Here is a 20849-nt window from a genome sequence, read left to right on the forward strand (position 1 = left end):
GCGACTTTCCCTCTTTGTTCACCGCAACATATTGTATTTAAACAGCTTTTTAACCATATCGGCATTTTTCGGAGATCACCGAAATTAAACCGTGAATCGAGCCTCGTCACATTTCAGCCATGTAACCGGGAACAAAAATCGCCAATGCGTGTTTCTCGTCCATCCAAATTGCCGATGAAATGAAGGAAACACATCATGCTAGGCACCATACTACTTGTTATCCTCATTCTGCTCTTGATCGGAGCTTTGCCGAATTGGGGTTATAGCCGTGGCTGGGGCTATGGACCTTCCGGCGGTTTGGGGCTAGTTCTCGTGATTATCATTATCCTTGTACTAATGGGCCGCATCTAAAGGCCAACTAACCTGGGGAGTTACGACATGATGAAGAAGATTGTTCTTATTGGTGCGCTCGTCGGCGCCCTGGCGTCGTGCACGGCGACCGAGCAAGGTACCGCGATCGGTGCCGGCACTGGCGCTATCATCGGCGGCGCCGTCACCAACAGCTGGGGTGGTGCCGCAGTCGGCGCCGTTGCCGGCGGCCTGACCGGCGCTCTCATCGGCCAGTCGGTCGAACGCCGCGGCTATTGCATCTATCGCGACCGCTACGGCCGCCGCTACGAGGCTCGCTGCCGCTACTGACCGGCGAAAGCATATCGGACTCCCAACGGGCGCTTCTGCGCCCGTTTTTTCTTGCCAGCCGCAGCGGTCAATGAACCGTTGACACTGGGTCGCGAAAGTCAAACCTACCCGCGCCCCTCAGCCAGGCGCATATTTCCTTCGTGAGCACCGGGCAGGCACCATCGCCCGACGCAGTGAAGGAATATTTTCATGGACCAGATTGTCCTAAGTTCAACCGTCGCCGTTCTCGTCGCCGCGGCGTTCCTGACAACCGCGATCTCAGCTCTTCTCAGCAGAGATCGCTCGCAGCAGCCAGTGCCGGTCAAGATTCAGGTTCAGCGAGGCCAGAACACCGGCAAGCGCTTCTGACTCCCAAAAAGAGTCACGATCCCCTCAAAGCATCGTGCGGGCAGCGTTCTCACTGCCTCAAAAAGCAAAGGCGCGTCCTGCAACGCGCCTTTGCTTAGAAAGCGACAAGCGTCCGTTCTGTCTTAAACGAAGAACTGTCCGCCATTGGCCGTCAGCGTCGAACCGGTGATGAAGCCGGCATCGTCGGAGGCGAGGAAGGTGACGCAGCGCGCGATTTCCTCAGGCTCACCGAGGCGGCCGACGGGGATCTGCGGAATGATGCGTTCGTTCAGCACCTTCTCCGGCACGGCCAGCACCATCTCGGTTCCGATATAACCGGGGCAGATGGCGTTGACGGTGATGTTCTTGGCAGCCCCTTCCTGAGCCAGCGCCTTGGTAAAGCCGAGATCGCCGGCCTTGGCGGCCGAATAATTCGCCTGGCCCATCTGGCCCTTCTGGCCGTTGATCGAGGAGATATTGACGATGCGGCCGAAGCTGCGGTCGCGCATGCCGGTCCAGACCTGATGCGTCATGTTGAACAGGCCGGTGAGGTTGGTATTGATCACCTCGTGCCACTGCTGCGGCGTCATCTTGTGGAACATTGCGTCACGGGTGATGCCGGCGTTGTTGACGAGGATTTCGACCGGACCGATCTCGCTTTCGATCCTGGCGATCCCTTCGCCGCAGGCAGCGTAATCCGAAACATCCCATTTGAACACCGGAACGCCGGTGGCGTCGTGGAAGGCCTTGGCCTTCTCGTCATTGCCGGCATAGTTGGCGGCAACCCTGTATCCGGCATTTTTCAATGCTACGGAAATCGCCGCGCCGATGCCGCGTGTACCACCAGTGACCAGAGCCACTCTGCCCATGTTCCACTCCCCTTCTTTGTTTTTCGCCCGCCTCGTGGCGGGCTTTTCAATCAATGACGGATCGTATGCTGTTTAAAGCGCCTCAAAGCACATGGCCACACCCATGCCGCCGCCGATGCAAAGCGTGGCGAGGCCCTTCTTGGCACCGCGGCGTTTCATTTCGAACAGCAGCGTGTTGAGAACGCGCGCGCCGGAGGCGCCGATCGGATGGCCGATCGCAATCGCCCCGCCATTGACGTTGACGATCGATGGATCCCAGCCGAGATCCTTGTTGACGGCGCAGGCCTGGGCCGCAAACGCCTCGTTGGCTTCGACGAGATCGAGATCGCCGACCGTCCAGCCAGCCTTCTCCAGCGCCTTGCGCGACGCCGGGATCGGGCCGGTGCCCATGATCGAAGGATCGACGCCGGCCGTCGCCCAGGAAACGATGCGGGCGAGCGGCTGAATGCCGCGCCTGATAGCTTCGGCTTCGCTCATCAGCACGGCTGCGGCCGCACCGTCGTTGAGGCCGGAGGCATTGGCGGCCGTGACCGTGCCGTCCTTGTCGAAGGCCGGACGCAGCTTGCCCATTGCTTCCAGCGTGGCGCCATGGCGGATATATTCGTCGGCATCGACGGTCACGTCGCCCTTCCGCGTCTGGATGAGGTAGGGGATGATCTCGTCGGCAAAACGGCCGGCCTTCTGCGCCGCTTCAGCCTTGTTCTGCGAGGCGACGGCGAACTGATCCTGATCGTCGCGCGAAAGCTGCCACTGGCGCGCGATATTCTCGGCGGTGACGCCCATGTGATAACCATGGAAGGCGTCGGTCAGGCCGTCCTTGATCATCGTGTCGACCATCTTCATGTCGCCCATCTTCGTGCCGCTGCGCAAATGCGCGGCATGCGGCGCCATCGACATGGATTCCTGGCCGCCGGCCACGATAATCTTGGCATCGCCGGTGGCGATCTGCTGCATGCCGAGTGCGACGGCGCGCAAACCGGAGCCGCAGAGCTGGTTGACGCCCCAGGCCGTTGCCTCCTTCGGAATGCCGGCCTTGATCGCCGCCTGGCGGGCCGGATTCTGGCCCTCACCGGCGGCAAGCACCTGGCCGAGGATCACCTCATCCACTTCGCCGGCATCGACGCCGGCGCGCGCGAGTGCACCCTTGATGACGGCCGCGCCGAGTTCATGCGCGGGAACGGTCCCGAAAGCGCCGTTGAACGAGCCGACGGCTGTTCGGCCTGCGCTGGCGATGACGACGGATGAATTGCTCATGGGGACGCTCCTCCTCGTTTTTCGTCTCACTTACATAAGTGGAAACTGGCAAAGCTTGCAGCACAAGTCAAACGCGAAGACCGGCTGCCGTCATTTTTCGGCGGCCGGCGCCAAAGCCGATTCATCTGCTCTGTGAAAGGTTTGCCGCATCGCACAAAGAGATTGTCACCGGCCTTCTTTTGCGTCTACAGTCTGAAGTGGAGGAATATCCATAATTCAGACGGGGGTCCAGGAGACTGATATGGCGAAGCATGAGGGTCAGATAGTCATCAAGAAATACGCCAATCGCCGGCTATACAATACGGGTACCAGCACCTATGTCACGCTGGAAGACCTGGCGGAGATGGTGAAGAAGGGCGAAGATTTTATCGTCCAGGATGCAAAAAGCGGAGATGATATCACCCATTCGGTGCTGACCCAGATCATCTTCGAACAGGAATCGAAGACCGGCAACACCCTGCTTCCGATATCCTTCCTGCGCCAGCTCATCACCTATTACGGCGATCAGATGCAGATGGTCGTGCCGAGTTTTCTCGAACATTCGATGCGCGCCTTCACCGAACAGCAGTCCCAGATGCGCGAGCAGGTGAACCGCGCCTTCGGCGAGACACCGCTCGGCAAGAACCTGCAACTGCCGATGCAGATGGTGGAAGACCAGGTTCGCCGCAACACCGAGCTGTTCCAGCAGGCGATGCAGATGTTCTCGCCCTTCATGACTCCACCCGCCAAGGAAAGCCGCAAGGCCGAGGCCAAGGATATCGACGAGCTGAAGGAACAGCTGCGCGCCCTTCAGAACAAGCTCGACAACCTATAGTCCAATAGACACATCCCGCCCGGCGCTCCGGATCGAGACGGCAAAACCGCCGATCACATCGATCAGGGCGATCGTCATCAAAATGAAGAATACCTGCGTCGCGGCATCCTGGACGAGCAGAAACTCGACCAGGAAGACGATGAAGACCAGCATCGACAAGATATGGTTCATCAGGTTGCCGGAACCAGGCCTGGTCGCCTTCAGGATTTCGAAGAACAGCACGACAAGGGCGACGACGATGAGGAGATCGCCGAGCGCCATGCTCCAGATGGCGCCCGAGAGCATCGACAGCACAATCACGTCATGATGCAGCGCGGCAATGCCGCCATCCCCCATCAGGCCGACCACGGCCAGATTGTAAAGAATAAACGGGATAATCATCAGCGGCATGGCGGCTATCATCGGCAGATCTCCTGGCAGGAAGAGAATACTGCCGTAAACCGTTGTCCCACTTCAAGCCATTGCAAAGATTATATTTGCCGACGGAGCGATATCGCGCAAACTGTTCCAATATGGCCGCGAAGTCGAAATGCAAAAAGGCCGGCGTGACGCCGGCCTTTGAAACTTTCGATCGGACAAGCCGGATCGGAAAATTATGCGCTTTCCTTCGGCGTCAGAACCTGACGGCCGCGATACATGCCGGTCTTCAGGTCGATATGATGCGGGCGACGCAGTTCGCCGGAGTTCTTGTCTTCGACATAGGTCGGAGCCTTCAGCGCGTCTGCCGAACGGCGCATACCGCGCTTGGACGGGCTTGTTTTTCTCTTCGGTACAGCCATTTCTCTTACTCCACTTGCGGGCAAAACATTCCCACGGCCAGACTGGCGGCCGAAACGGACATGTCGCGATTTCGGAAATTTTGCGCGCTTATACATGCAAGGGGCGGCCTTGACCAGTCCCCATCCATATTTTTTGCGGAAGCGATGATTCCCGTTTCAGACTTCGTCTTCCGCCACGATCCAACGCTCGACGCGAGCCGCCTCTTCCCATTTCCGCCAGGCCGGATGCGCCTTCATGGTCTTCATATAGGCGAGCGTATCGTCCCGGCTGACGAGGTCGTAAATGTCGAACCGGTTGACGACAGGCGCAAACATCGCATCCGCACCGCTGAATGCACCAAAGAGAAACGGCCCGCCGGATTGCTGCAGCAGGCGTCGCCAGATCGTCTCGATGCGATTGACATCGGCATCGACACCATTCGGCAAGACGATCCTGGCCTTCGGCCGGCGGATATTCATCGGGCAGGCGCCGCGCAGAGCCCGGAAGCCCGAGAGCATTTCCATCGACACCGAACGGGCGACCGCCCGCTGGGCACGATCGCCCGGCAGAAGGCCGGCTTCCGGATAAAGCTCGGCGGCATATTCGATGATCGCCAGCGATTCCCAGATCTTCAAAGCGCCGTGCTGCAGGACCGGCACGTTGCCGCTTGGCGAAATGGCCTTGATGTCGGGATTGCCGGCGGGATAGTCGAAGGGAATCAGGACTTCCTCGAAATCGATGCCAACGCCCGTCAGCGCCATCCAGGGCCGGAACGACCAGGAGGAATAATTCTTGTTGGCGATGTAAAGCACCGGTCTGTCCATGGGCTTCTCCCGTTCAGGTGTTGAAATCGAAGATCAGCAATTCGTGGAAATGGTTCATGTCCTCGAACACGCAGAAGGCCGGCGGCGTCAGCTCGAAAACGGGGGCCTTGCGGCGGATATCCTCGGCCACGTCGATAAGCATCGCCTGCCAGCGCGGCAAGGCTTCGTCCTCCAGTCGTTCGATCGGATAGGCGAAGGTCATGTGAAACTTGTAGTCCTCGTGGCTCGGCTGGCGATAGCCGAGAAGATCGGCAAAGGCGTTGCGCCAGGCACGCATGATCCTGCGGTCTTTTTCCGTCGCCCCGTCGACGAGCAGACCCGACGGGCGAGCTTCGACGACAGCGACAGCGAAGGGATCGGCCATCGAGAAGCCTTCGAGCCGCGCCGCCATCAGCGCGGTCATGTCCTCGATCGGCGTCTCGAGCGGGAGATCGCCCGGCCAGGCGTTCTCCCGGCGCCGGGTCTCGATGATGCCTTCGAAAAGCGTCATATGCAGGCTCGATATCGGCGTGAACAGGAACTGCTGCGCCTCCGGCATTGCCAGATATGTCTCGCGCGCCTCGATCAGCACCGTCTGTGTCTGCGAACCCTTTTCGACATGGCAGACGATAGTGTTGCCGGCCTCTGGCAGGAAACCGCCGGCCTTGCGGTAGCGGCTGCCGAGATGGGCCGGCGGGTTCGGATTGTGTGCCTTCGAATAAACAAGAAGCTCGCGAGAAAACGTCGTGACGGTCATGGGCGACTCAAGGGTTCTGATGGGACTGCATCAGCCCATATGGCAGAACCAAGAATGTCAGATGACGCTCACCACCTCCAACGACAAGTTCTGATCTCAATCATAGATGCACTTGATGTAGTCGCCAGAACCCTGCGCCCGCCGCTCGATCACGCCCGCAAGCCGGCGAAGGCCTCGTCCGGGCTTGCCGGCGTTGCGATCGATCGGGTTCGGCAGCGAGACGGCAAGCAGCGAAGCCTGGCGCCGCGTCAGCTTCGAGGCCGGCACCTTGAAATGATGCTGGGCCGCCGCCTCGATGCCGTAGATGCCTGGACCCCATTCGGCGATGTTGAGATAGATTTCCATCAGCCGTCGTTTCGACAGGACGAAATCCGTGGAGACGGCCAGTGGAAGCTCCATCGCCTTGCGCACGAAGGAGCGGCTGTTCCAGAGAAACAGGTTCTTGGCCGTCTGCATCGGGATGGTGCTGCCGCCGCGCGTCGCCTGGCCTTTCAGCGTATCCTCGACCAGCATGCGCATCTCGGCCCAGTCGACGCCGCCGTGGAAGCAATATTGCCCATCCTCGGACATCATCACCGATTGCACCAGAACCGGGGAGATCTCATCAAGCGACACCCATCGGCGGTCATAGCCGCGCAACAGCACGAGATCGCGCAGCATCAGCGTCGAGACCGGGTGAATGAAGGGCAGCAGGTAGAAGAAGATCAACGCATAGGGAAGGATCAGCAGGGCCAGCACCGCACAGACAATGCGTTTCAACACACGCCGGTCTGCGAACCATCGCCGCTGGGCCGGCGCGTCGACGCTGTCCTCTATCTCTGGCGCTATATCCAATGTCCCCAGCCCGATTTCGCTCCTATCGTTCTCATAACCCCTGTGCGCCGCTTATGCCAGAGCACAGAGGGAATCTTGCCTGCGCCATCGACAATTCCGTTGCAAGCGGCTGTGCGCTCATGTCAAACAGCGCCCATGGACGCGAACCGGGACACTTTCGAGACGAGGTTGAAGCACAACGCCCACGAAATTGAGGCGCTGCTCGACATATTGCTGTCACCAGCGACCCTTTCCGATGAAATCGCCAGACCCGAGACCCTGCGCAGCGCCATGCACTATGCCGTGCTGAACGGCGGCAAGCGGATGCGCCCGTTCCTGGTCGTCGAAAGTGCGGCCCTCTTCGGCGGTGACGCCGGGGCGGCCCTTCGGGTCGGCGCAGCGCTGGAATGCGTCCACTGCTATTCGCTCGTGCATGACGATCTGCCGGCCATGGACGATGATGATCTGCGCCGCGGCAAACCGACTGTTCATATCAAGTTCGACGAAGCCACCGCGATCCTCGCGGGCGACAGCCTGCTGACCTACGCCTTCGACATCATCGCCGCACCGGAAACGGCCCTTCCCGATACGAGCAAGGCAGCGCTGGTGCTGGCTCTCGCCCGCGCTGCCGGTCTCGGCGGCATGGCCGGCGGCCAGGCGCTCGATCTCGCAGCGGAAAGGCAGGCCCCCGACGAGGCCGGCATCATCCGCCTGCAGGCGATGAAAACCGGTGCGCTGATCCGCTTTGCCTGCGAGGCCGGCGCCATCATCTCGGCAGGTTCACCGGACGATCGCCTGCGCCTGCGCGCCTTCGGCGAGAAGATCGGTCTTGCCTTCCAGCTCGCCGACGACATCCTCGACCTGACGTCGGACACCGCAACCATGGGCAAGGCGACCGGCAAGGATGCGGCCCGCGGCAAGGGAACGCTTGTCGCCCTGCACGGCATGGAATGGGCCGAGACCGAACTCCGCCGGCATGTCCGCGACGCCGAGGCATTGCTTGCCCCCTACGGCGCCCGCGCCTCGATCCTCATCGCCGCAGCGCATTTCATCGCCGACCGGAAGAGCTGAACGCCAGTCAGACTGCCAAGATCGCCTTGAGAGCGGAAACGAGACGGGCGCATTCCTCGTCCGTGCCGATGCTGATGCGCAGGAAATCCGAAATACGTGGCTTGGCGAAATGCCGGACGAGAACGCCACGTTCCCGCAGGGCCGCCTGCAGCGCAGCACCCGGCCGGCTTTCGTGCCGTGCGAAAACGAAATTCGCCTGAGACGGCAGCACCTGAAAAGCCAGCGCCTCGAGTTCCCGAACGAGATTGTCCCGGCTGGCGATAAGCTTGCTCCGGCAGGTCTCGAACCATGCTTCGTCCTTGATCGCCGCCGTCGCTGCGACCTGCGCCAGGCGGTCGAGCGGATAGGAATTGAAGCTGTCCTTGACGCGCTCCAGCGCCTCGATCAGCTCCCGCTGTCCCAGCGCAAAACCGACGCGCAGTCCCGCAAAGGAGCGGGATTTCGACAAGGTCTGAATAACCAGCAGATTGGGATATTGGGAAATAAGCGGGATGGCGCTTTCACCGCCGAAATCGACATAGGCTTCGTCGATCACCACGACCGTATCGGGATGGGTGGCGACAAGCGCCTCGATGTCGGCAAGCGGCAGGCCGATGCCGGTCGGCGCATTCGGATTGGGAATGATGATCGCGCCGCACGGCCTGTCGTAATCCGCCAGCCGGATCTGGAACCTGTCGTCGACAGGCACTTCGACCGCCTCGATAGCGTATAGCAGGCTATAAGTCGGATAGAAGCTGTAGCTCACGTCGGGATAGAGAAGCGGCAGCTCGTGTTTCAGCAGCGCCTGAAACGCATGGGCAAGAACCTCGTCGGAACCATTGCCGACGAACACTTCGTCCGCCGTCAGACCGTGACGGGCAGCGATCGTTTCGCGCAATTCAGTGGCGGCCGGGTCGGGATAGAGCCGCAGACGATCGTCCGCCGCCTCAGCGATCGCCTCGAGCGCCTTTGGAGACGGCCCATAGGGATTCTCGTTGGTGTTGAGCTTGACCAGGCCGGGGATACGAGGCTGCTCCCCCGCGACATAGGGCCGAAGCTTGCTGACGATATCAGACCAGTATCGGCTCATGCGAATTTCCAGGCCCTCATTCCGCCGCCGTCCGCTGGCCGAAGCGCTTCTCGATATAGTCGACGACGAGCGCCTCGAAATCGGCGGCGATATTGGGGCCGCGCAGCGTCAGCGCCTTCTTGCCGTCGATAAAGACGGGGGCGGCCGGCGTCTCGCCGGTGCCCGGGAGCGAAATGCCGATATCGGCATGTTTGCTTTCCCCCGGCCCGTTGACGATGCAGCCCATGACGGCGACGTTCAGCGCCTCGACGCCCGGATATTTCTCGCGCCAGATCGGCATGTTCTTGCGGATGTCGTTCTGGATGTTTTGAGCCAGTTCCTGGAAGACTGTCGACGTCGTGCGCCCACAGCCGGGACAGGCGGCAACGACGGGTATGAACTGGCGGAAGCCCATGACCTGCAGGATTTCCTGCGCCACTTGGACTTCGCGCGTGCGGTCGCCGTTCGGCTCGGGCGTCAACGACACGCGGATCGTATCGCCGATGCCCTGCTGCAGCACGAAGCCCATCGCCGCCGACGAGGCGACGATGCCCTTGGTGCCCATGCCGGCCTCGGTCAGGCCAAGATGCAAAGCATGATTGGAGCGTTCGGCGAGCATGGAATTGACGGCAATCAGGTCCTGGACCTGGCTGACCTTGGCCGAAAGGATGATGCGGTTGCGCGGCAGGCCGATCTCTTCGGCAAGGGCTGCCGAAAGCAGCGCCGACTGTACGATCGCTTCACGCGTCACCTGCCGGGCCGAAAGCGGCGATCCGGCTGCGGCGTTCTGATCCATAAGCGCCGTCAGCAGATCCTGATCGAGCGAGCCCCAGTTGACGCCGATGCGCACCGGCTTGTCGTAGCGGATCGCCATCTCGATGATCTCGGCGAACTGCTTGTCCTTCTTGTCCTTGAAGCCGACATTGCCGGGGTTGATGCGATATTTCGCCAGCGCTGCCGCACAATCGGGATGATCGGCAAGCAGCTTGTGGCCGATATAATGAAAGTCGCCGATCAGCGGCACGTCCATGCCGAGCCGCAGCAACCGCTCACGAATCTTCGGCACGGCAGCGGCACTCTCGTCGCGGTCGACGGTGATGCGCACCAGTTCCGAGCCCGCCCGGTGAAGGGCCGCAACCTGGGCGACGGTCGAATCGATATCGGCCGTATCGGTATTCGTCATGGATTGCACGACGACCGGTGCTCCGCCGCCGACGATAACGCCGCCGACATCGACGGCAATGGAAGCGCGGCGCGGTTTCGGATCAAAATCGGCGGCTGAAGACATGAAGAGTTCTTGCACCCCTAAAGCATGTCGCGCAAAAGTGTGCAGCGGTTTTGCGAGAACGACATGCGTAAAACAAAGACCTAAAGCGCGAGGAGCGAATCTGAAAGATTGCGACGCGCTTTAGAAACAGTGCCTTTCAGGTGGATCATGACCGCTTTCTTGTCAACCGCCCCCGATATCACTTTTGTTTGGAGGCGGCTCAATGGCCGCCCCCGGAGACCCCATCGGCATAATGGGCCAGCTTGGAGAACGCCAGGACGACCAGCAGCAGCACCGGCAGCGCCATGAAAACGACGGCAAAACCGATATGCTCGGCGACGAAGCCGATCAGCGACGGCGCAACCAGCATGCCGGAATACCCCATGGTCGTGACCACGGAGATGCCGATGCCGGGCTTGAGACCGGGGATATTGCCCGCCGCCGAGAAGGCGATCGGCACCATGTTGGAAATGCCGATACCGCAAAAGGCAAAGCCCAGAATGGCAAGCTCGGCATTGGGCGCCATGCCTGCAAGCAGCATGCCGACAATGGCAAACAGCGTGCAGATCCGCAGCGTCTTGACGCCGCCGAGACGATCGCGCACCAGGTCGCCGGCAAAGCGCATGATCGCCATGGTCGCCGAAAAGGCTGCGAAACCAAGACCGGAGAGCGCCACGGAGGCGTCCATTTCCTGTCGCAGATAGAGCGCGCCCCAATCCAGAACCGCGCCTTCCGGCACCATCGAAAAAAGAGCCATCAATCCGAGCAGCCAGGGCAGCGGCACCATCGGCAGCTTCGTCTTTTCCTTTTTGGCATCGGGATGCGGCGGATCGGCGAGGACCATCGGCCAGGCGACGGCCACGAAGATCGCCGCCAGCACCGTCGCCAGCTGCGCATGGCCAAGAATGCCGAGCTTGGAAATCACGATACCGCCGAGGCCTGAGCCGATCAGGCCGCCAAGGCTCCAGAAGGCGTGGCAGGACGACATGATGGCGCGGCGCATGGATTTTTCGACGGACACCGCATTGGCGTTCATCGCCACGTCCATTGCGCCGATGAAGCCGCCGAACAGGAAGAGCGAGATTGCGCCGGTGATCACATTCGGCGCCAGTGTCAAGGCCAGCAGCAGCGGCAGCACGCAGACGGCCGCTACCCGAGCGACGACGCGCGAGCCGTGTCTGGCGATCTGCGCACCGGCGATCGGCATCATGACCAGCGAGCCGAGGCCGAAGACGAGGATCATCAACCCGAGCTCGAACTTGGAGAGCGCCAGTCGCTCGGCAAAATCCGGGATTTTCGGCGCCCAGCAGCCGACAACGAAACCGTTCATGAGAAAGAGCAGGGAAACCGCCGTCCTGCTTCTGGTGATGAAGCCGCTTCGGGCTCCCCGTGGCGTACTCACATGACTGTCCATTTTCGGTCTTTCCTCACTACCGGGCTTGGGAGCGCCCGTTTTTCTTAACTCTGTAACGGCGGGTCAGTTCGTTTTTTCGGCGATGACGGTCCTGCATCCGCGTTCGCGGTAACCCGCAAGAACGGCCGGATCGGCATCGTGCTCGACGACCAGGCATTCGCAATGCGCAACCGGCAGGATACTGTGCGGCGCAGCCGTGCCGAACTTCTCCGAGGTGACCGCCGCCAGCACTTTTCTGCTCCTTGATGCGGCAAACCGCTTGAATTCGGCATCCTCGAAGCCGAATGCGGTGATGCCGGCTTCGAGATCGACGCCGCAAGCGCCGAGAATGCAGAGATCGGGTGAAATCTGTTCCATATCCCGCAGGGCCTTGGCGCCAAGCGCCCCGCCCGTCTGCCGGTCCACCATGCCGCCGATCAGGATGACGTTGACGGCGGGCTTGTCGATGAGCGCGGCGGCAATCACCGGCGCATTCGTCGCGGCCGTCAGTTCGAGTTCGGCGGGCAAGGCATTGGCAATCGCCAGATTGGTGCTGCCGGCATCGAAAAACACGCACGAACCGGCAGCAATCTGCTCGGCCGCAGCGCGCGCCAGCGCCTGCTTCCGATCGGCGGCAAATCCCATGCGCTGCGTCAGGCTTCCGTGCGCCGGCGAAACCGGCAATGCGCCGCCGTAAACTCGCTCGCAAAGGCCCGCCGCCGCCATTTCGCGCAGATCGCGCCGCACCGTATCCTCGGAGACGCCAAATTCAAGCGCAAGTTCCGCCGCCAGCACGCGGCCATTGAGCCGCAGCCTTTCCGAAATTACACCTTGACGCTCTCGCAACAAAAAATCCTGCATGTTCCTACCGGATGAATATCTCAAATACGTAAAACGTGCATAAACGCTGATAAACGTGCAGGCAATATGCACGATCACACGTTTTCTGACATTATGAAACAAAGCGCCACCGGAGCGGCATATCGCCTCTTGACCGGTTCGGGGCCTGAGAATATCGATCGGATATTCTCAGGTCCCCGCCGCCATACCGCCATCTGGTGCATTCCCCGTGAAAAACTCCGTCAGCCTGGGCATTCTGCTCACGAGCGTCGCCTATATGGCGTTCACCTTCCACGATGCGATCATCAAGATCCTGACTTCAACCATTCCGGTCTGGCAGATCCTGTTTTTCCGCAGCCTCACCATTCTGCTCGGTTGTCTCGCCTATGGCCGCGGCAAGCTCGTCCACCAAACGATGACATCGCCGATCATCAAGCCGATGATCCTGCGCAGCACCCTTCTTCTCTCTGCCTGGCTTTCCTATTATTCCGCCGCAAGCCGCCTGCAGCTGGCCGAAGTGACCACGCTTTATTACGCCGCACCCGTCGTCGGCACCCTGCTTGCATGGCTCATCCTGAAGGAAGAGGTCACACCGGCGCGCTGGCTTGCCGTTGGCGTCGGCTTCGTCGGCGTGCTCATTGCCTGCAACCCCATCGGCCTCACCATCTCCTGGCCGGTCTACCTGGCGCTGCAGGCAGCCGTTCTCTGGGCCGCCGCCATGGTCCTGCTGCGCAAGACCTCGCTGCACGAGAAGACCATCGTCCAGCTAACCGTCTCCAACGTCTTCTTCCTTGCTATGACGGGCGTTGCGGTTCTCTACACCTGGCGGACGCCCGACATGACGCAGCTGGCGCTTCTCGTCGCCACCGGCGTCGTCGCCGGCTTGGCGCAGGTTGCCCTTTTCGAAGGCATGCGCCGGGCGCCTGTCTCCGTGCTCGCGCCATTCAAATATACCTCTCTGATCTGGGCCTTCCTCCTCGGCTACCTGATCTGGGCCGATCTCCCCACGCAGAATGTCATTGCCGGCGCATGCATGATCCTCGGGGCCGGGTTGATCATCATCGTCAGCGAAAGGCTGCGCCGCCACGTCGCGGTTTGATGCATATTTTCCAAGGGATTCCCGGTTCAACCGGCCGCTTGAGAAAAATATTTGCAGTTGCTGCTTTTATTCGCAGTTTTTTACGCTTCCGGCGCCCTAGTTTTCTGCGAACTATCCCTCATCCGATAACAACCTCCCAAGGATGGATAAACAATGAACTGGCTGAAAACCGTCGCCGCCGCTGCCCTCATTCAGGCTGCTGCCCTCCTGCCCGCCCATGCCGGCGAAAACCTCGCCGCCATCAAATCGACCGGCGTCTTCAAGATCGGCACCGAAGGCACCTATGCGCCCTTCACCTATCATGACGAAAGCGGCAAGCTCGTCGGCTTCGACGTCGAAATCGGCGAGGCCATCGCCGCCAAGCTCGGCGTCAAGGCCGAATTCGTCGAAGGCAAGTGGGACGGCCTGATCGCCGGCCTCGACGCCAAACGCTACGACACCGTCATCAACCAGGTCGGCATCACCGAAGCCCGCAAGCAGAAATACGATTTCTCCGAGCCCTATATCGCTTCCAAGGCCGTGCTGATCGTCCGCGACGGTGACGACAGCATCAAGACCTTCGCCGACCTGAAGGGCAAAAAATCCGCCCAGTCGCTGACCAGCAACTTCGGCAAGCTCGCAACCGAAGCCGGCGCCGAGCTCGTCGGCACCGACGGTTTCGACCAGTCGATCCAGCTGGTGCTGACCAAGCGTGCCGACGCCACGATCAACGACAGCCTGTCCTTCCTCGACTTCAAGAAGCACAAGCCCGACGCGCCGGTAAAGATCGCCGCCCAGCAGGAAAATGCCGATTACTCCGGCGTCATCATCCGCAAGAACGAGCCGGAGCTTCTCGCCGAAATCAACAAGGCCCTTGCCGACATCAAGGCCGACGGCACCTACAAGAAGATTGCCGATAAATATTTCGGCCAGGACGTCTCGAAGTAAGTCCCCGGGAAAAGACCCCTCCCCAACCCCTCCCCACAAGGGGGAGGGGCTTAAATGGCGGACCGCCTCATCTCAAAATAACCGTTTCGGCCTGCAGTTCGGCTGCTATTTCGCGCGGCGCGAGAGGCTGGGTAAGTCCCTCCCCCTTGTGGGAAGGGGTTGGGGAGGGGTACATCTCGGACCCACCAATCCACGAGAGGGAGCACCCCCTTGCCGCACTGGCTCCAATTGATGGCGGAATCGCTTCCCTCGCTTCTCTGGGCGGGGCTGATCTTCACCATCCCCCTCACGCTGCTGTCCTTCGCCTTCGGCCTGGTCCTCGGCCTGATCACCGCGATCGCCCGCCTTTTCGGCCCCGCGCCTGTTGCAGCCATCGCCCGCTTCTATGTCTGGGTGATCCGCGGCACGCCGCTGCTCGTCCAGCTCTTCGTGATCTTCTACGGCCTGCCGAGCATCGGCATCCTGCTCGATGCCTTTCCCGCTGCCCTCATCGGCTTTACGCTGAATATCGGCGCCTATAGTTCCGAAATCATCCGCGCCGTCATCTCCTCCGTGCCCAAGGGCCAATGGGAGGCAGCCTATTCGATCGGCATGAGCTGGCGTCAGGCGATGAGCCGCACCATCCTGCCGCAGGCCGCCCGCGTCGCCGTGCCACCGCTGTCGAACACCTTCATTTCGCTGGTCAAGGATACCTCGCTTGCCGCCGCCATCACCGTGCCGGAGCTCTTCCAGGCAGCGCAGCGCATCGTCGCCACCACCTATGAGCCGCTGATCCTTTATATCGAGGCGGCGTTGCTCTATCTCGTGCTCAGCTCCGTTCTCTCGCAGTTGCAGGTGCGGCTGGAGCGCCGCTTCGCGCGTTACGGCGGCATGCTGGAGGCCAATGCATGATCGAGCTTTCCAACATCGAAAAACGCTTCGGCGACGCCGTCATCCTGAAGGATATCAGCATCCGCATTCCCGAAGGCAGCGTCACCGCGCTGGTCGGGCCGTCCGGCGGCGGCAAGAGCACGCTGCTGCGCTGCATCAACCTGCTCGAAATCCCGACATCAGGTTCCATCCGCCTCGGGCAGGAAACGCTGAGCTTTGCACCGGACAAACGAACGAGCTGGCAGGCAATCCAGAAGATCCGCCGCCAGACCGGCATGGTCTTCCAGAACTTCCAGCTTTTCCCGCATCAGACCGCGATCGAAAATGTCATGGAAGGCCTGGTGACGGTCTTGAGGTGGCCGAAGGAAAAGGCGCGCGAACGCGCGATGGAGCTGCTGACCAAGGTCGGCATGACCCATAAGGCCGATGCCTGGCCGTCGACGCTCTCGGGCGGCCAGCAGCAGCGTGTGGCGATTGCCCGGGCGCTGGCGCCGTCGCCGCGCGTGCTTCTCTGCGACGAGCCGACCTCGGCGCTCGATCCGGAGCTTTCGGCCGAGGTGGTCGACGTGCTCGGCCGTTTGGCCAGCGAAGGCACGACGATGGTGATGGCGACCCACGATCTCAGGCTTGCCTCGAAGATCGCCAATGACGTCGTCTTCCTGGAAGCCGGAAGCGTGGTGGAAACGGGCAGCGCCAGGGCAATCTTCACCGCGCCGGAGCGCGAACGCACCAAGCGCTTCATCTCGACGATCAACGCCGCCCATACCTACGATATCTGAACATGTCTCACGTGAATCATGATTCACGTGAGACGCTTTGTCTAAAGCACGTCGCGTCAAATTTGATTCATGTGACGTGCTTTAGGTCTTTGTTTTTACGCATGTCGTTGTCGCAAAACCGCGGCACACTTTTGCGCGACATGCTCTAAGCGACCTGCCTCAGGCCGAGGTGACGACGGAGCGCGCTGCCTTCAGCGCATTGCCCCACCAGGTGATCTGGTCGAGCAGGTTCTTGGCAGCCTCGTTGAGATGCGCGTAATCGCCAAGGCTCTTGCCTTCCTTGAGAACGGCAAGATATTCGCTGAAGGCAATATGGACGCCGGTCTTGACGGAAGCAGCGCTCATTTCCACGAAGATCAGACGAAGCTGCTCGACCGCACGTGCGCCGCCGACGCCGCCATAACCGACAAAACCGACCGGCTTCTGGATGAATTCGCCAAGATCGATCGCGTTCTTCAAAACCGCCGTCGGCGCATGGTTGTATTCGGCGACCGTGAATATGAAACCGTCGAATTCGCGCAGCTTCTTCTTCCAGCGCTCGGCGGATTCGCTTTCCGCCGTCGTGGCACGCTCTTCGCCGAAGAAATGCATGGGATAATCGAGAAGATCGAGAATCTCGACTTCGAGATCGGGGCGTTGGCCGACCAATTCGGCGATCCACTTGGCCGGATGTTCGGCGAAACGGCCAATACGCGTGCTGCCGACAATAACGGCAATCTTCAGCTTGCTCATGGGGTTCTTTCCTGTTGAACGGCGGGGTCGCTGGAGCGCCGCGCCTGACAGGGCACACCATGGACGCTCCTTGACCAGCGTATAATCCTTTGGAGTTAGACGCCGGATTTTCTTTTAGGAAAGAAGCGTCATGCCCGGCAAGCCGGAAACACTGCGAAACGCGTGAAAGTCGATCGACCGGTCGCACACAATCGAGTGATCGCGGCAAAGTGGGTGAGCTGCCGGAACGAGGCTTCGATCGCACCGGCAGCCGAGCTGTTTACCCGCCATAGACGACGAGCAGGTCCTTGGCGTCGATCTGGTCGCCGGCACGCACCAGCACCTCGGCAATCGTACCGTCCTTTTCCGCATGCAGCGCCGTTTCCATCTTCATCGCCTCGATGGAGACCAGCACGTCGCCGGCGTTGACCGCCTGGCCGGGCGAGACGAAGACACGGCTGATAACGCCCGGCATCGGCGCACCGACATGGACGGCATTGCCGGGTTCGGCTTTGCGGCGCACCGCTGCCCCCGTCGCCCCATGCGCTCGGTCCGGCACCTTGATGCGGCGCGGCTGGCCGTTGAGTTCGAAGAAGATGGTCACCATGCCCTGGCTGTCGGTCGCACTCATCGCCTGGTTGACGATAACAAGCGTCTTGCCGCGTTCGATATCGGCAAACAGCTCCTCGCCATCGGCAAGCCCGTAGAAATAGGCAGGCGTCGGCAGCACCGAGACCGGACCATAGGTATCGGAGGCAAGCGCGAAATCGGTGAAGACCTTCGGATACATCAGATAGGAGGCGAATTCGAAGTCGCTGACCTCACGCTCCAGCTTGGTCTCGATCACCTTACGCTCGGCATCGAGATCGGCCTCCTTCAGCAGCGAGCCGGGGCGCACCGTATAAGGCTTGTCGCCCTTCAGCGCCTTCTTCTGCAGCGCTTCCGGCCATCCCGACGGCGGCTGGCCGAGATCGCCCTTCAGCATCGACACCACCGATTCCGGGAAGGAGACTTCGCGCTCGGGGCTGACGACATCGGCAACCGTCAGATCCTGACTCACCATCATCAGCGCCATGTCGCCGACCACCTTGGAAGACGGCGTCACCTTGACGATATCGCCGAACATCTGGTTGGCGTCGGCATAGGCCTGCGCCACCCGATGCCAGCGCGTTTCAAGACCCAGCGAGCGGGCCTGCTCCTTCAGGTTGGTGAACTGGCCGCCCGGCATTTCATGGAGATAGACTTCGGATGCCGGACCCTTGAGGTCGCTTTCGAAGGCGGCATACTGGTTGCGCACCGCTTCCCAATAGAAGGAGACGCGGCGGATCCATTCCGGATCGAGGCCCGGATCGCGCTCGGAACCGCGCAGCGCCTCGACGATCGAACCGAGACAGGGCTGCGAGGTATTGCCTGATAGAGCATCCATCGCCGCATCGACGGCATCGACGCCGGCATCGACGGCGGCAAGCACGGTCGCTGCCGCGATCCCCGACGTATCATGGGTGTGGAAATGGATCGGCAGGCTGGTCGCTTCGCGCAGCGCCTTGAACAGAACCTTCGCTGCCGCAGGCTTCAGCAGGCCCGCCATATCCTTGAGCGCGATGATATGCGCGCCGGCCTTTTCGAGCTCGACGGCAAGGTCGGTATAATATTTGAGATCGTATTTCGGGCGGGCCGAATTGAGGATATCGCCGGTATAGCAGATCGCCGCCTCGCAGAGCTTGTTCTCCTCGGCAATCGCATCCATCGACACCCGCATGTTCTCGACCCAGTTCAGGCAGTCGAAGACGCGGAAAAGATCGATACCGCCCTTGGCCGCCTGGCGGACGAAATATTTGACGACATTGTCGGGATAGTTGGTGTAGCCGACGCCATTGGCGCCGCGCAGCAGCATCTGCAGGAGAAGGTTCGGCGCCCCCTCGCGGATCAGCGCCAGCCGCTCCCACGGATCTTCCGTCAGGAAGCGCATCGAGACGTCGAAGGTGGCGCCGCCCCAGCATTCGAGCGAGAGCAGGTTCGGCAGCGCATGCGCATAGGTGCCGGCGATGCGGGCGATGTCATAGGTGCGCATGCGGGTGGCGAGCAGCGACTGGTGACCGTCGCGCATCGTCGTGTCGGTCAGAAGCACGCGCTTCTCGTTGCGCATCCATTCGCCGAATTTCTTCGGGCCGAGCGTGTCGAGCAACTGCTTGGTGCCGTCCTTGACGCCATTGCCGTTGCTGTAGGGAACGACCGGCTGGGCAGCGTTATCAAGCGGCCGCGGCCGGTCCTTGGCCTCGGGATGGCCGTTGACGGTGACGTCGGCGAGATAGGTGAGCAGCTTCGTCGCCCGGTCCTGACGCTTGACCTGCTGGAAGAGCTCCGGCGTCGTGTCGATGAAGCGCGTGGTGTAGCTGTTGTCGCGGAATTTCGGATGGCCGATGATCGCTTCGAGGAAGGTCAGGTTGGTGGCCACGCCGCGGATGCGGAACTCGCGCAGCGCCCGGTCCATGCGGCTGATGGCTTCGGACGGGTTCGGCGCCCAGGCCGTGACCTTGACGAGCAGCGGATCGTAATAGCGGGTGATGATGGCGCCGGAATAGGAGGTGCCGCCGTCGAGACGGATGCCGAAACCGGAGGCCGAGCGATAGGCGGTGATGCGGCCGTAATCCGGAATGAAGTTGTGCTCCGGATCTTCCGTGGTGATACGGCACTGCAGCGCATGGCCGTTGAGACGGATGTCGGCCTGAGCCGGAACGCCGGATTCCGGCGTACCGATCGCATAGCCGTCGAGGATGTGGATCTGCGCCTTGACGATATCGATGCCGGTGACGACTTCGGTCACCGTGTGCTCGACCTGGATGCGCGGATTGACCTCGATGAAGTAGAATTTGCCGGTATCGGCATCCATCAGATATTCGACGGTGCCGGCGCCGATATAATTGGTCGCTGCCGCGATCTTCAGCGAATAGGCGGCAAGCTCCTGGCGCTGCGCTTCCGAGAGGTAAGGTGCGGGCGCGCGCTCGACGACTTTCTGGTTGCGGCGCTGGATCGAGCAGTCACGCTCGAAGAGATGCACGACATTGCCGTGGGTGTCGCCGAGAATCTGGCTTTCGACGTGGCGGGCACGCTCGACGAGCTTTTCCAGATAGACCTCGTCCTTGCCGAAGGCGGCCATCGCCTCGCGCTTGGCCTCCGTCACCTCGCGGGCGAGATCCTTCGGATCGCGGATGGCGCGCATGCCGCGGCCGCCGCCGCCCCAGGAGGCCTTCAGCATGACGGGATAACCGATGTCTTCGGCCATCTTCGCAACCACGGCCATATCGTCCGGCAGCGGCTCGGTTGCCGGCACCACGGGCACGCCGACCGAGATCGCCAGGTTGCGCGCCGCAACCTTGTTGCCGAGCTGGCGCATCGTATCGCCCTTCGGGCCGATGAAGATGATGCCGGCCTTGTTGCAGGCATCGACGAATTCGGGGCTTTCCGACAGCAGGCCGTAGCCCGGGTGGATCGCATCGGCGCCCGAAAGCTTGGCGACACGGATCACCTCGTCGATCGACAGATAGCTTTCGATCGGCCCGAGATCGCGCGCAAGATGCGGGCCGCGGCCGACCTGATAACTCTCGTCCGCCTTGAAGCGGTGCAGCGCCAGCTTGTCCTCTTCCGCCCAGATCGCCACCGTTTTTATTCCAAGCTCGTTGGCCGCGCGGAACACGCGAATGGCAATTTCGGAGCGATTGGCAACGAGTATCTTGGAAATGGGCAAAACGGTCTCCTCAGACGTTCAGACGCGGGCATGCTGCACCCGCGAAGGAAATTCTTAACTTCTT

General features: G+C 61.1%; 22 protein-coding genes. 9 read left to right on the forward strand and 13 right to left on the reverse strand.

What is annotated here, in order from left to right; genetic code table 11:
• The first annotated feature begins 195 nt into the window (after positions 1 to 195).
• The 3 genes from RHEC894_RS21085 (at position 196) to RHEC894_RS33085 (ending at position 987) form a co-directional block, all read left to right on the forward strand.
• Entirely contained in the window at positions 196 to 351 is a 156-nt protein-coding gene (locus RHEC894_RS21085) for a DUF3309 family protein (RefSeq protein WP_003543790.1), read from the forward strand.
• A gap of 27 nt (positions 352 to 378) precedes the next feature.
• On the forward strand, positions 379 to 639 hold the full coding sequence (locus tag RHEC894_RS21090) for a glycine zipper domain-containing protein (RefSeq protein WP_004674249.1): 261 nt from the start codon (positions 379 to 381) through the stop codon (positions 637 to 639).
• Positions 640 to 828: 189 nt separating this feature from the next.
• Complete coding sequence (locus tag RHEC894_RS33085; RefSeq protein WP_010067795.1) at positions 829 to 987, forward strand: hypothetical protein; 159 nt, start codon at positions 829 to 831, stop codon at positions 985 to 987.
• 122 nt (positions 988 to 1109) lie between these two features.
• On the opposite strand, the gene RHEC894_RS21095 is transcribed toward RHEC894_RS33085, so the two are convergent.
• Complete coding sequence (locus RHEC894_RS21095; protein ID WP_010067794.1) at positions 1110 to 1835, reverse strand: beta-ketoacyl-ACP reductase; 726 nt, start codon at positions 1833 to 1835, stop codon at positions 1110 to 1112.
• Positions 1836 to 1907: 72 nt separating this feature from the next.
• Positions 1908 to 3089 (reverse strand): acetyl-CoA C-acetyltransferase, encoded by a 1182-nt coding sequence (locus RHEC894_RS21100; protein ID WP_085738718.1) that lies wholly within the window; start codon positions 3087 to 3089, stop codon positions 1908 to 1910.
• A 241-nt stretch (positions 3090 to 3330) separates the two neighbouring features.
• Between RHEC894_RS21100 and phaR the strand changes: the two genes are divergently transcribed.
• On the forward strand, positions 3331 to 3903 hold the full coding sequence (gene phaR / locus RHEC894_RS21105) for a polyhydroxyalkanoate synthesis repressor PhaR (protein ID WP_085738719.1): 573 nt from the start codon (positions 3331 to 3333) through the stop codon (positions 3901 to 3903).
• Here phaR and RHEC894_RS21110 read toward each other — a convergent pair.
• The 5 genes from RHEC894_RS21110 to mtgA all read right to left on the reverse strand — a co-directional run bounded on the left by RHEC894_RS21110 (position 3898) and on the right by mtgA (position 7056).
• Positions 3898 to 4305, reverse strand: coding sequence for a hypothetical protein (locus RHEC894_RS21110; protein WP_085738720.1), 408 nt, complete (start codon positions 4303 to 4305; stop codon positions 3898 to 3900). The two genes, phaR and RHEC894_RS21110, sit on opposite strands and share 6 nt — an antisense overlap.
• A gap of 191 nt (positions 4306 to 4496) precedes the next feature.
• A complete protein-coding gene (gene rpmF, locus RHEC894_RS21115; protein WP_003543812.1) occupies positions 4497 to 4682 on the reverse strand; it encodes a 50S ribosomal protein L32 in 186 nt (61 codons plus the stop codon).
• 156 nt (positions 4683 to 4838) lie between these two features.
• Complete coding sequence (locus RHEC894_RS21120; RefSeq protein ID WP_085738721.1) at positions 4839 to 5486, reverse strand: glutathione S-transferase family protein; 648 nt, start codon at positions 5484 to 5486, stop codon at positions 4839 to 4841.
• 13 nt (positions 5487 to 5499) lie between these two features.
• Positions 5500 to 6222, reverse strand: a complete 723-nt coding sequence (locus RHEC894_RS21125) for a DUF1868 domain-containing protein (protein ID WP_085738722.1) — start codon at positions 6220 to 6222, stop codon at positions 5500 to 5502.
• A gap of 96 nt (positions 6223 to 6318) precedes the next feature.
• Positions 6319 to 7056, reverse strand: coding sequence for a monofunctional biosynthetic peptidoglycan transglycosylase (gene mtgA, locus RHEC894_RS21130; RefSeq protein ID WP_085738723.1), 738 nt, complete (start codon positions 7054 to 7056; stop codon positions 6319 to 6321).
• A 135-nt stretch (positions 7057 to 7191) separates the two neighbouring features.
• Between mtgA and RHEC894_RS21135 the strand changes: the two genes are divergently transcribed.
• On the forward strand, positions 7192 to 8106 hold the full coding sequence (locus tag RHEC894_RS21135; RefSeq protein ID WP_010068874.1) for a polyprenyl synthetase family protein: 915 nt from the start codon (positions 7192 to 7194) through the stop codon (positions 8104 to 8106).
• Positions 8107 to 8113: 7 nt separating this feature from the next.
• On the opposite strand, the gene hisC is transcribed toward RHEC894_RS21135, so the two are convergent.
• The 4 genes from hisC to RHEC894_RS21155 all read right to left on the reverse strand — a co-directional run bounded on the left by hisC (position 8114) and on the right by RHEC894_RS21155 (position 12675).
• Entirely contained in the window at positions 8114 to 9175 is a 1062-nt protein-coding gene (gene hisC / locus RHEC894_RS21140) for a histidinol-phosphate transaminase (RefSeq protein WP_010068875.1), read from the reverse strand.
• Between the two features lie 16 nt (positions 9176 to 9191).
• Positions 9192 to 10442 carry a flavodoxin-dependent (E)-4-hydroxy-3-methylbut-2-enyl-diphosphate synthase gene (gene ispG, locus RHEC894_RS21145; protein WP_085738724.1) on the reverse strand — a complete coding sequence of 417 codons (1251 nt, stop codon included), beginning with the start codon at positions 10440 to 10442 and terminating at the stop codon, positions 9192 to 9194.
• A gap of 199 nt (positions 10443 to 10641) precedes the next feature.
• Positions 10642 to 11835 (reverse strand): MFS transporter, encoded by a 1194-nt coding sequence (locus RHEC894_RS21150; RefSeq protein ID WP_085738725.1) that lies wholly within the window; start codon positions 11833 to 11835, stop codon positions 10642 to 10644.
• 63 nt (positions 11836 to 11898) lie between these two features.
• Positions 11899 to 12675 carry a DeoR/GlpR family DNA-binding transcription regulator gene (locus tag RHEC894_RS21155; protein ID WP_085738726.1) on the reverse strand — a complete coding sequence of 259 codons (777 nt, stop codon included), beginning with the start codon at positions 12673 to 12675 and terminating at the stop codon, positions 11899 to 11901.
• A gap of 208 nt (positions 12676 to 12883) precedes the next feature.
• On the opposite strand from RHEC894_RS21155, the gene RHEC894_RS21160 reads away from it, so the two are divergent.
• The 4 genes from RHEC894_RS21160 to RHEC894_RS21175 all read left to right on the forward strand — a co-directional run bounded on the left by RHEC894_RS21160 (position 12884) and on the right by RHEC894_RS21175 (position 16329).
• A complete protein-coding gene (locus tag RHEC894_RS21160; protein ID WP_010069170.1) occupies positions 12884 to 13753 on the forward strand; it encodes a DMT family transporter in 870 nt (289 codons plus the stop codon).
• A gap of 153 nt (positions 13754 to 13906) precedes the next feature.
• Positions 13907 to 14680: an amino acid ABC transporter substrate-binding protein gene (locus RHEC894_RS21165; RefSeq protein WP_010069169.1), complete on the forward strand. Its 774-nt coding sequence runs from the start codon at positions 13907 to 13909 to the stop codon at positions 14678 to 14680.
• 210 nt (positions 14681 to 14890) lie between these two features.
• Positions 14891 to 15571 carry an amino acid ABC transporter permease gene (locus tag RHEC894_RS21170; RefSeq protein WP_010069168.1) on the forward strand — a complete coding sequence of 227 codons (681 nt, stop codon included), beginning with the start codon at positions 14891 to 14893 and terminating at the stop codon, positions 15569 to 15571.
• On the forward strand, positions 15568 to 16329 hold the full coding sequence (locus tag RHEC894_RS21175; protein WP_085738727.1) for an amino acid ABC transporter ATP-binding protein: 762 nt from the start codon (positions 15568 to 15570) through the stop codon (positions 16327 to 16329). The genes RHEC894_RS21170 and RHEC894_RS21175 overlap by 4 nt, the downstream gene beginning before the upstream one ends.
• 159 nt (positions 16330 to 16488) lie before the next feature.
• Here the strand turns inward: RHEC894_RS21175 and RHEC894_RS21180 are convergent, their stop codons facing one another.
• Together RHEC894_RS21180 and pyc are read right to left on the reverse strand one after the other, a co-directional pair.
• Positions 16489 to 17061, reverse strand: coding sequence for an NAD(P)H-dependent oxidoreductase (locus tag RHEC894_RS21180; protein WP_085738728.1), 573 nt, complete (start codon positions 17059 to 17061; stop codon positions 16489 to 16491).
• Between the two features lie 259 nt (positions 17062 to 17320).
• On the reverse strand, positions 17321 to 20785 hold the full coding sequence (gene pyc, locus RHEC894_RS21185) for a pyruvate carboxylase (protein ID WP_085738729.1): 3465 nt from the start codon (positions 20783 to 20785) through the stop codon (positions 17321 to 17323).
• Between the last annotated feature and the right edge of the window lie 64 nt (positions 20786 to 20849).

The organism is Rhizobium sp. CIAT894 (genome assembly GCF_000172795.2).
Lineage (GTDB): Bacteria > Pseudomonadota > Alphaproteobacteria > Rhizobiales > Rhizobiaceae > Rhizobium.

What these genes read in the sequence shown, in the direction of transcription:
- RHEC894_RS21120 (WP_085738721.1), bottom strand. Translation starts at nt 5,486, where the DNA reads ATGGACAGACCGGTGCTTTACATCGCCAACAAGAATTATTCCTCCTGG.
- RHEC894_RS21110 (WP_085738720.1), bottom strand. Translation starts at nt 4,305, where the DNA reads ATGATAGCCGCCATGCCGCTGATGATTATCCCGTTTATTCTTTACAAT.
- RHEC894_RS33085 (WP_010067795.1), top strand. Translation starts at nt 829, where the DNA reads ATGGACCAGATTGTCCTAAGTTCAACCGTCGCCGTTCTCGTCGCCGCG.
- RHEC894_RS21100 (WP_085738718.1), bottom strand. Translation starts at nt 3,089, where the DNA reads ATGAGCAATTCATCCGTCGTCATCGCCAGCGCAGGCCGAACAGCCGTC.
- RHEC894_RS21165 (WP_010069169.1), top strand. Translation starts at nt 13,907, where the DNA reads ATGAACTGGCTGAAAACCGTCGCCGCCGCTGCCCTCATTCAGGCTGCT.
- RHEC894_RS21175 (WP_085738727.1), top strand. Translation starts at nt 15,568, where the DNA reads ATGATCGAGCTTTCCAACATCGAAAAACGCTTCGGCGACGCCGTCATC.
- hisC (WP_010068875.1), bottom strand. Translation starts at nt 9,175, where the DNA reads ATGAGCCGATACTGGTCTGATATCGTCAGCAAGCTTCGGCCCTATGTC.
- RHEC894_RS21095 (WP_010067794.1), bottom strand. Translation starts at nt 1,835, where the DNA reads ATGGGCAGAGTGGCTCTGGTCACTGGTGGTACACGCGGCATCGGCGCG.
- rpmF (WP_003543812.1), bottom strand. Translation starts at nt 4,682, where the DNA reads ATGGCTGTACCGAAGAGAAAAACAAGCCCGTCCAAGCGCGGTATGCGC.
- RHEC894_RS21155 (WP_085738726.1), bottom strand. Translation starts at nt 12,675, where the DNA reads ATGCAGGATTTTTTGTTGCGAGAGCGTCAAGGTGTAATTTCGGAAAGG.
- RHEC894_RS21085 (WP_003543790.1), top strand. Translation starts at nt 196, where the DNA reads ATGCTAGGCACCATACTACTTGTTATCCTCATTCTGCTCTTGATCGGA.
- ispG (WP_085738724.1), bottom strand. Translation starts at nt 10,442, where the DNA reads ATGTCTTCAGCCGCCGATTTTGATCCGAAACCGCGCCGCGCTTCCATT.
- RHEC894_RS21090 (WP_004674249.1), top strand. Translation starts at nt 379, where the DNA reads ATGATGAAGAAGATTGTTCTTATTGGTGCGCTCGTCGGCGCCCTGGCG.
- RHEC894_RS21125 (WP_085738722.1), bottom strand. Translation starts at nt 6,222, where the DNA reads ATGACCGTCACGACGTTTTCTCGCGAGCTTCTTGTTTATTCGAAGGCA.
- phaR (WP_085738719.1), top strand. Translation starts at nt 3,331, where the DNA reads ATGGCGAAGCATGAGGGTCAGATAGTCATCAAGAAATACGCCAATCGC.
- RHEC894_RS21180 (WP_085738728.1), bottom strand. Translation starts at nt 17,061, where the DNA reads ATGAGCAAGCTGAAGATTGCCGTTATTGTCGGCAGCACGCGTATTGGC.
- RHEC894_RS21150 (WP_085738725.1), bottom strand. Translation starts at nt 11,835, where the DNA reads ATGGACAGTCATGTGAGTACGCCACGGGGAGCCCGAAGCGGCTTCATC.
- RHEC894_RS21135 (WP_010068874.1), top strand. Translation starts at nt 7,192, where the DNA reads ATGGACGCGAACCGGGACACTTTCGAGACGAGGTTGAAGCACAACGCC.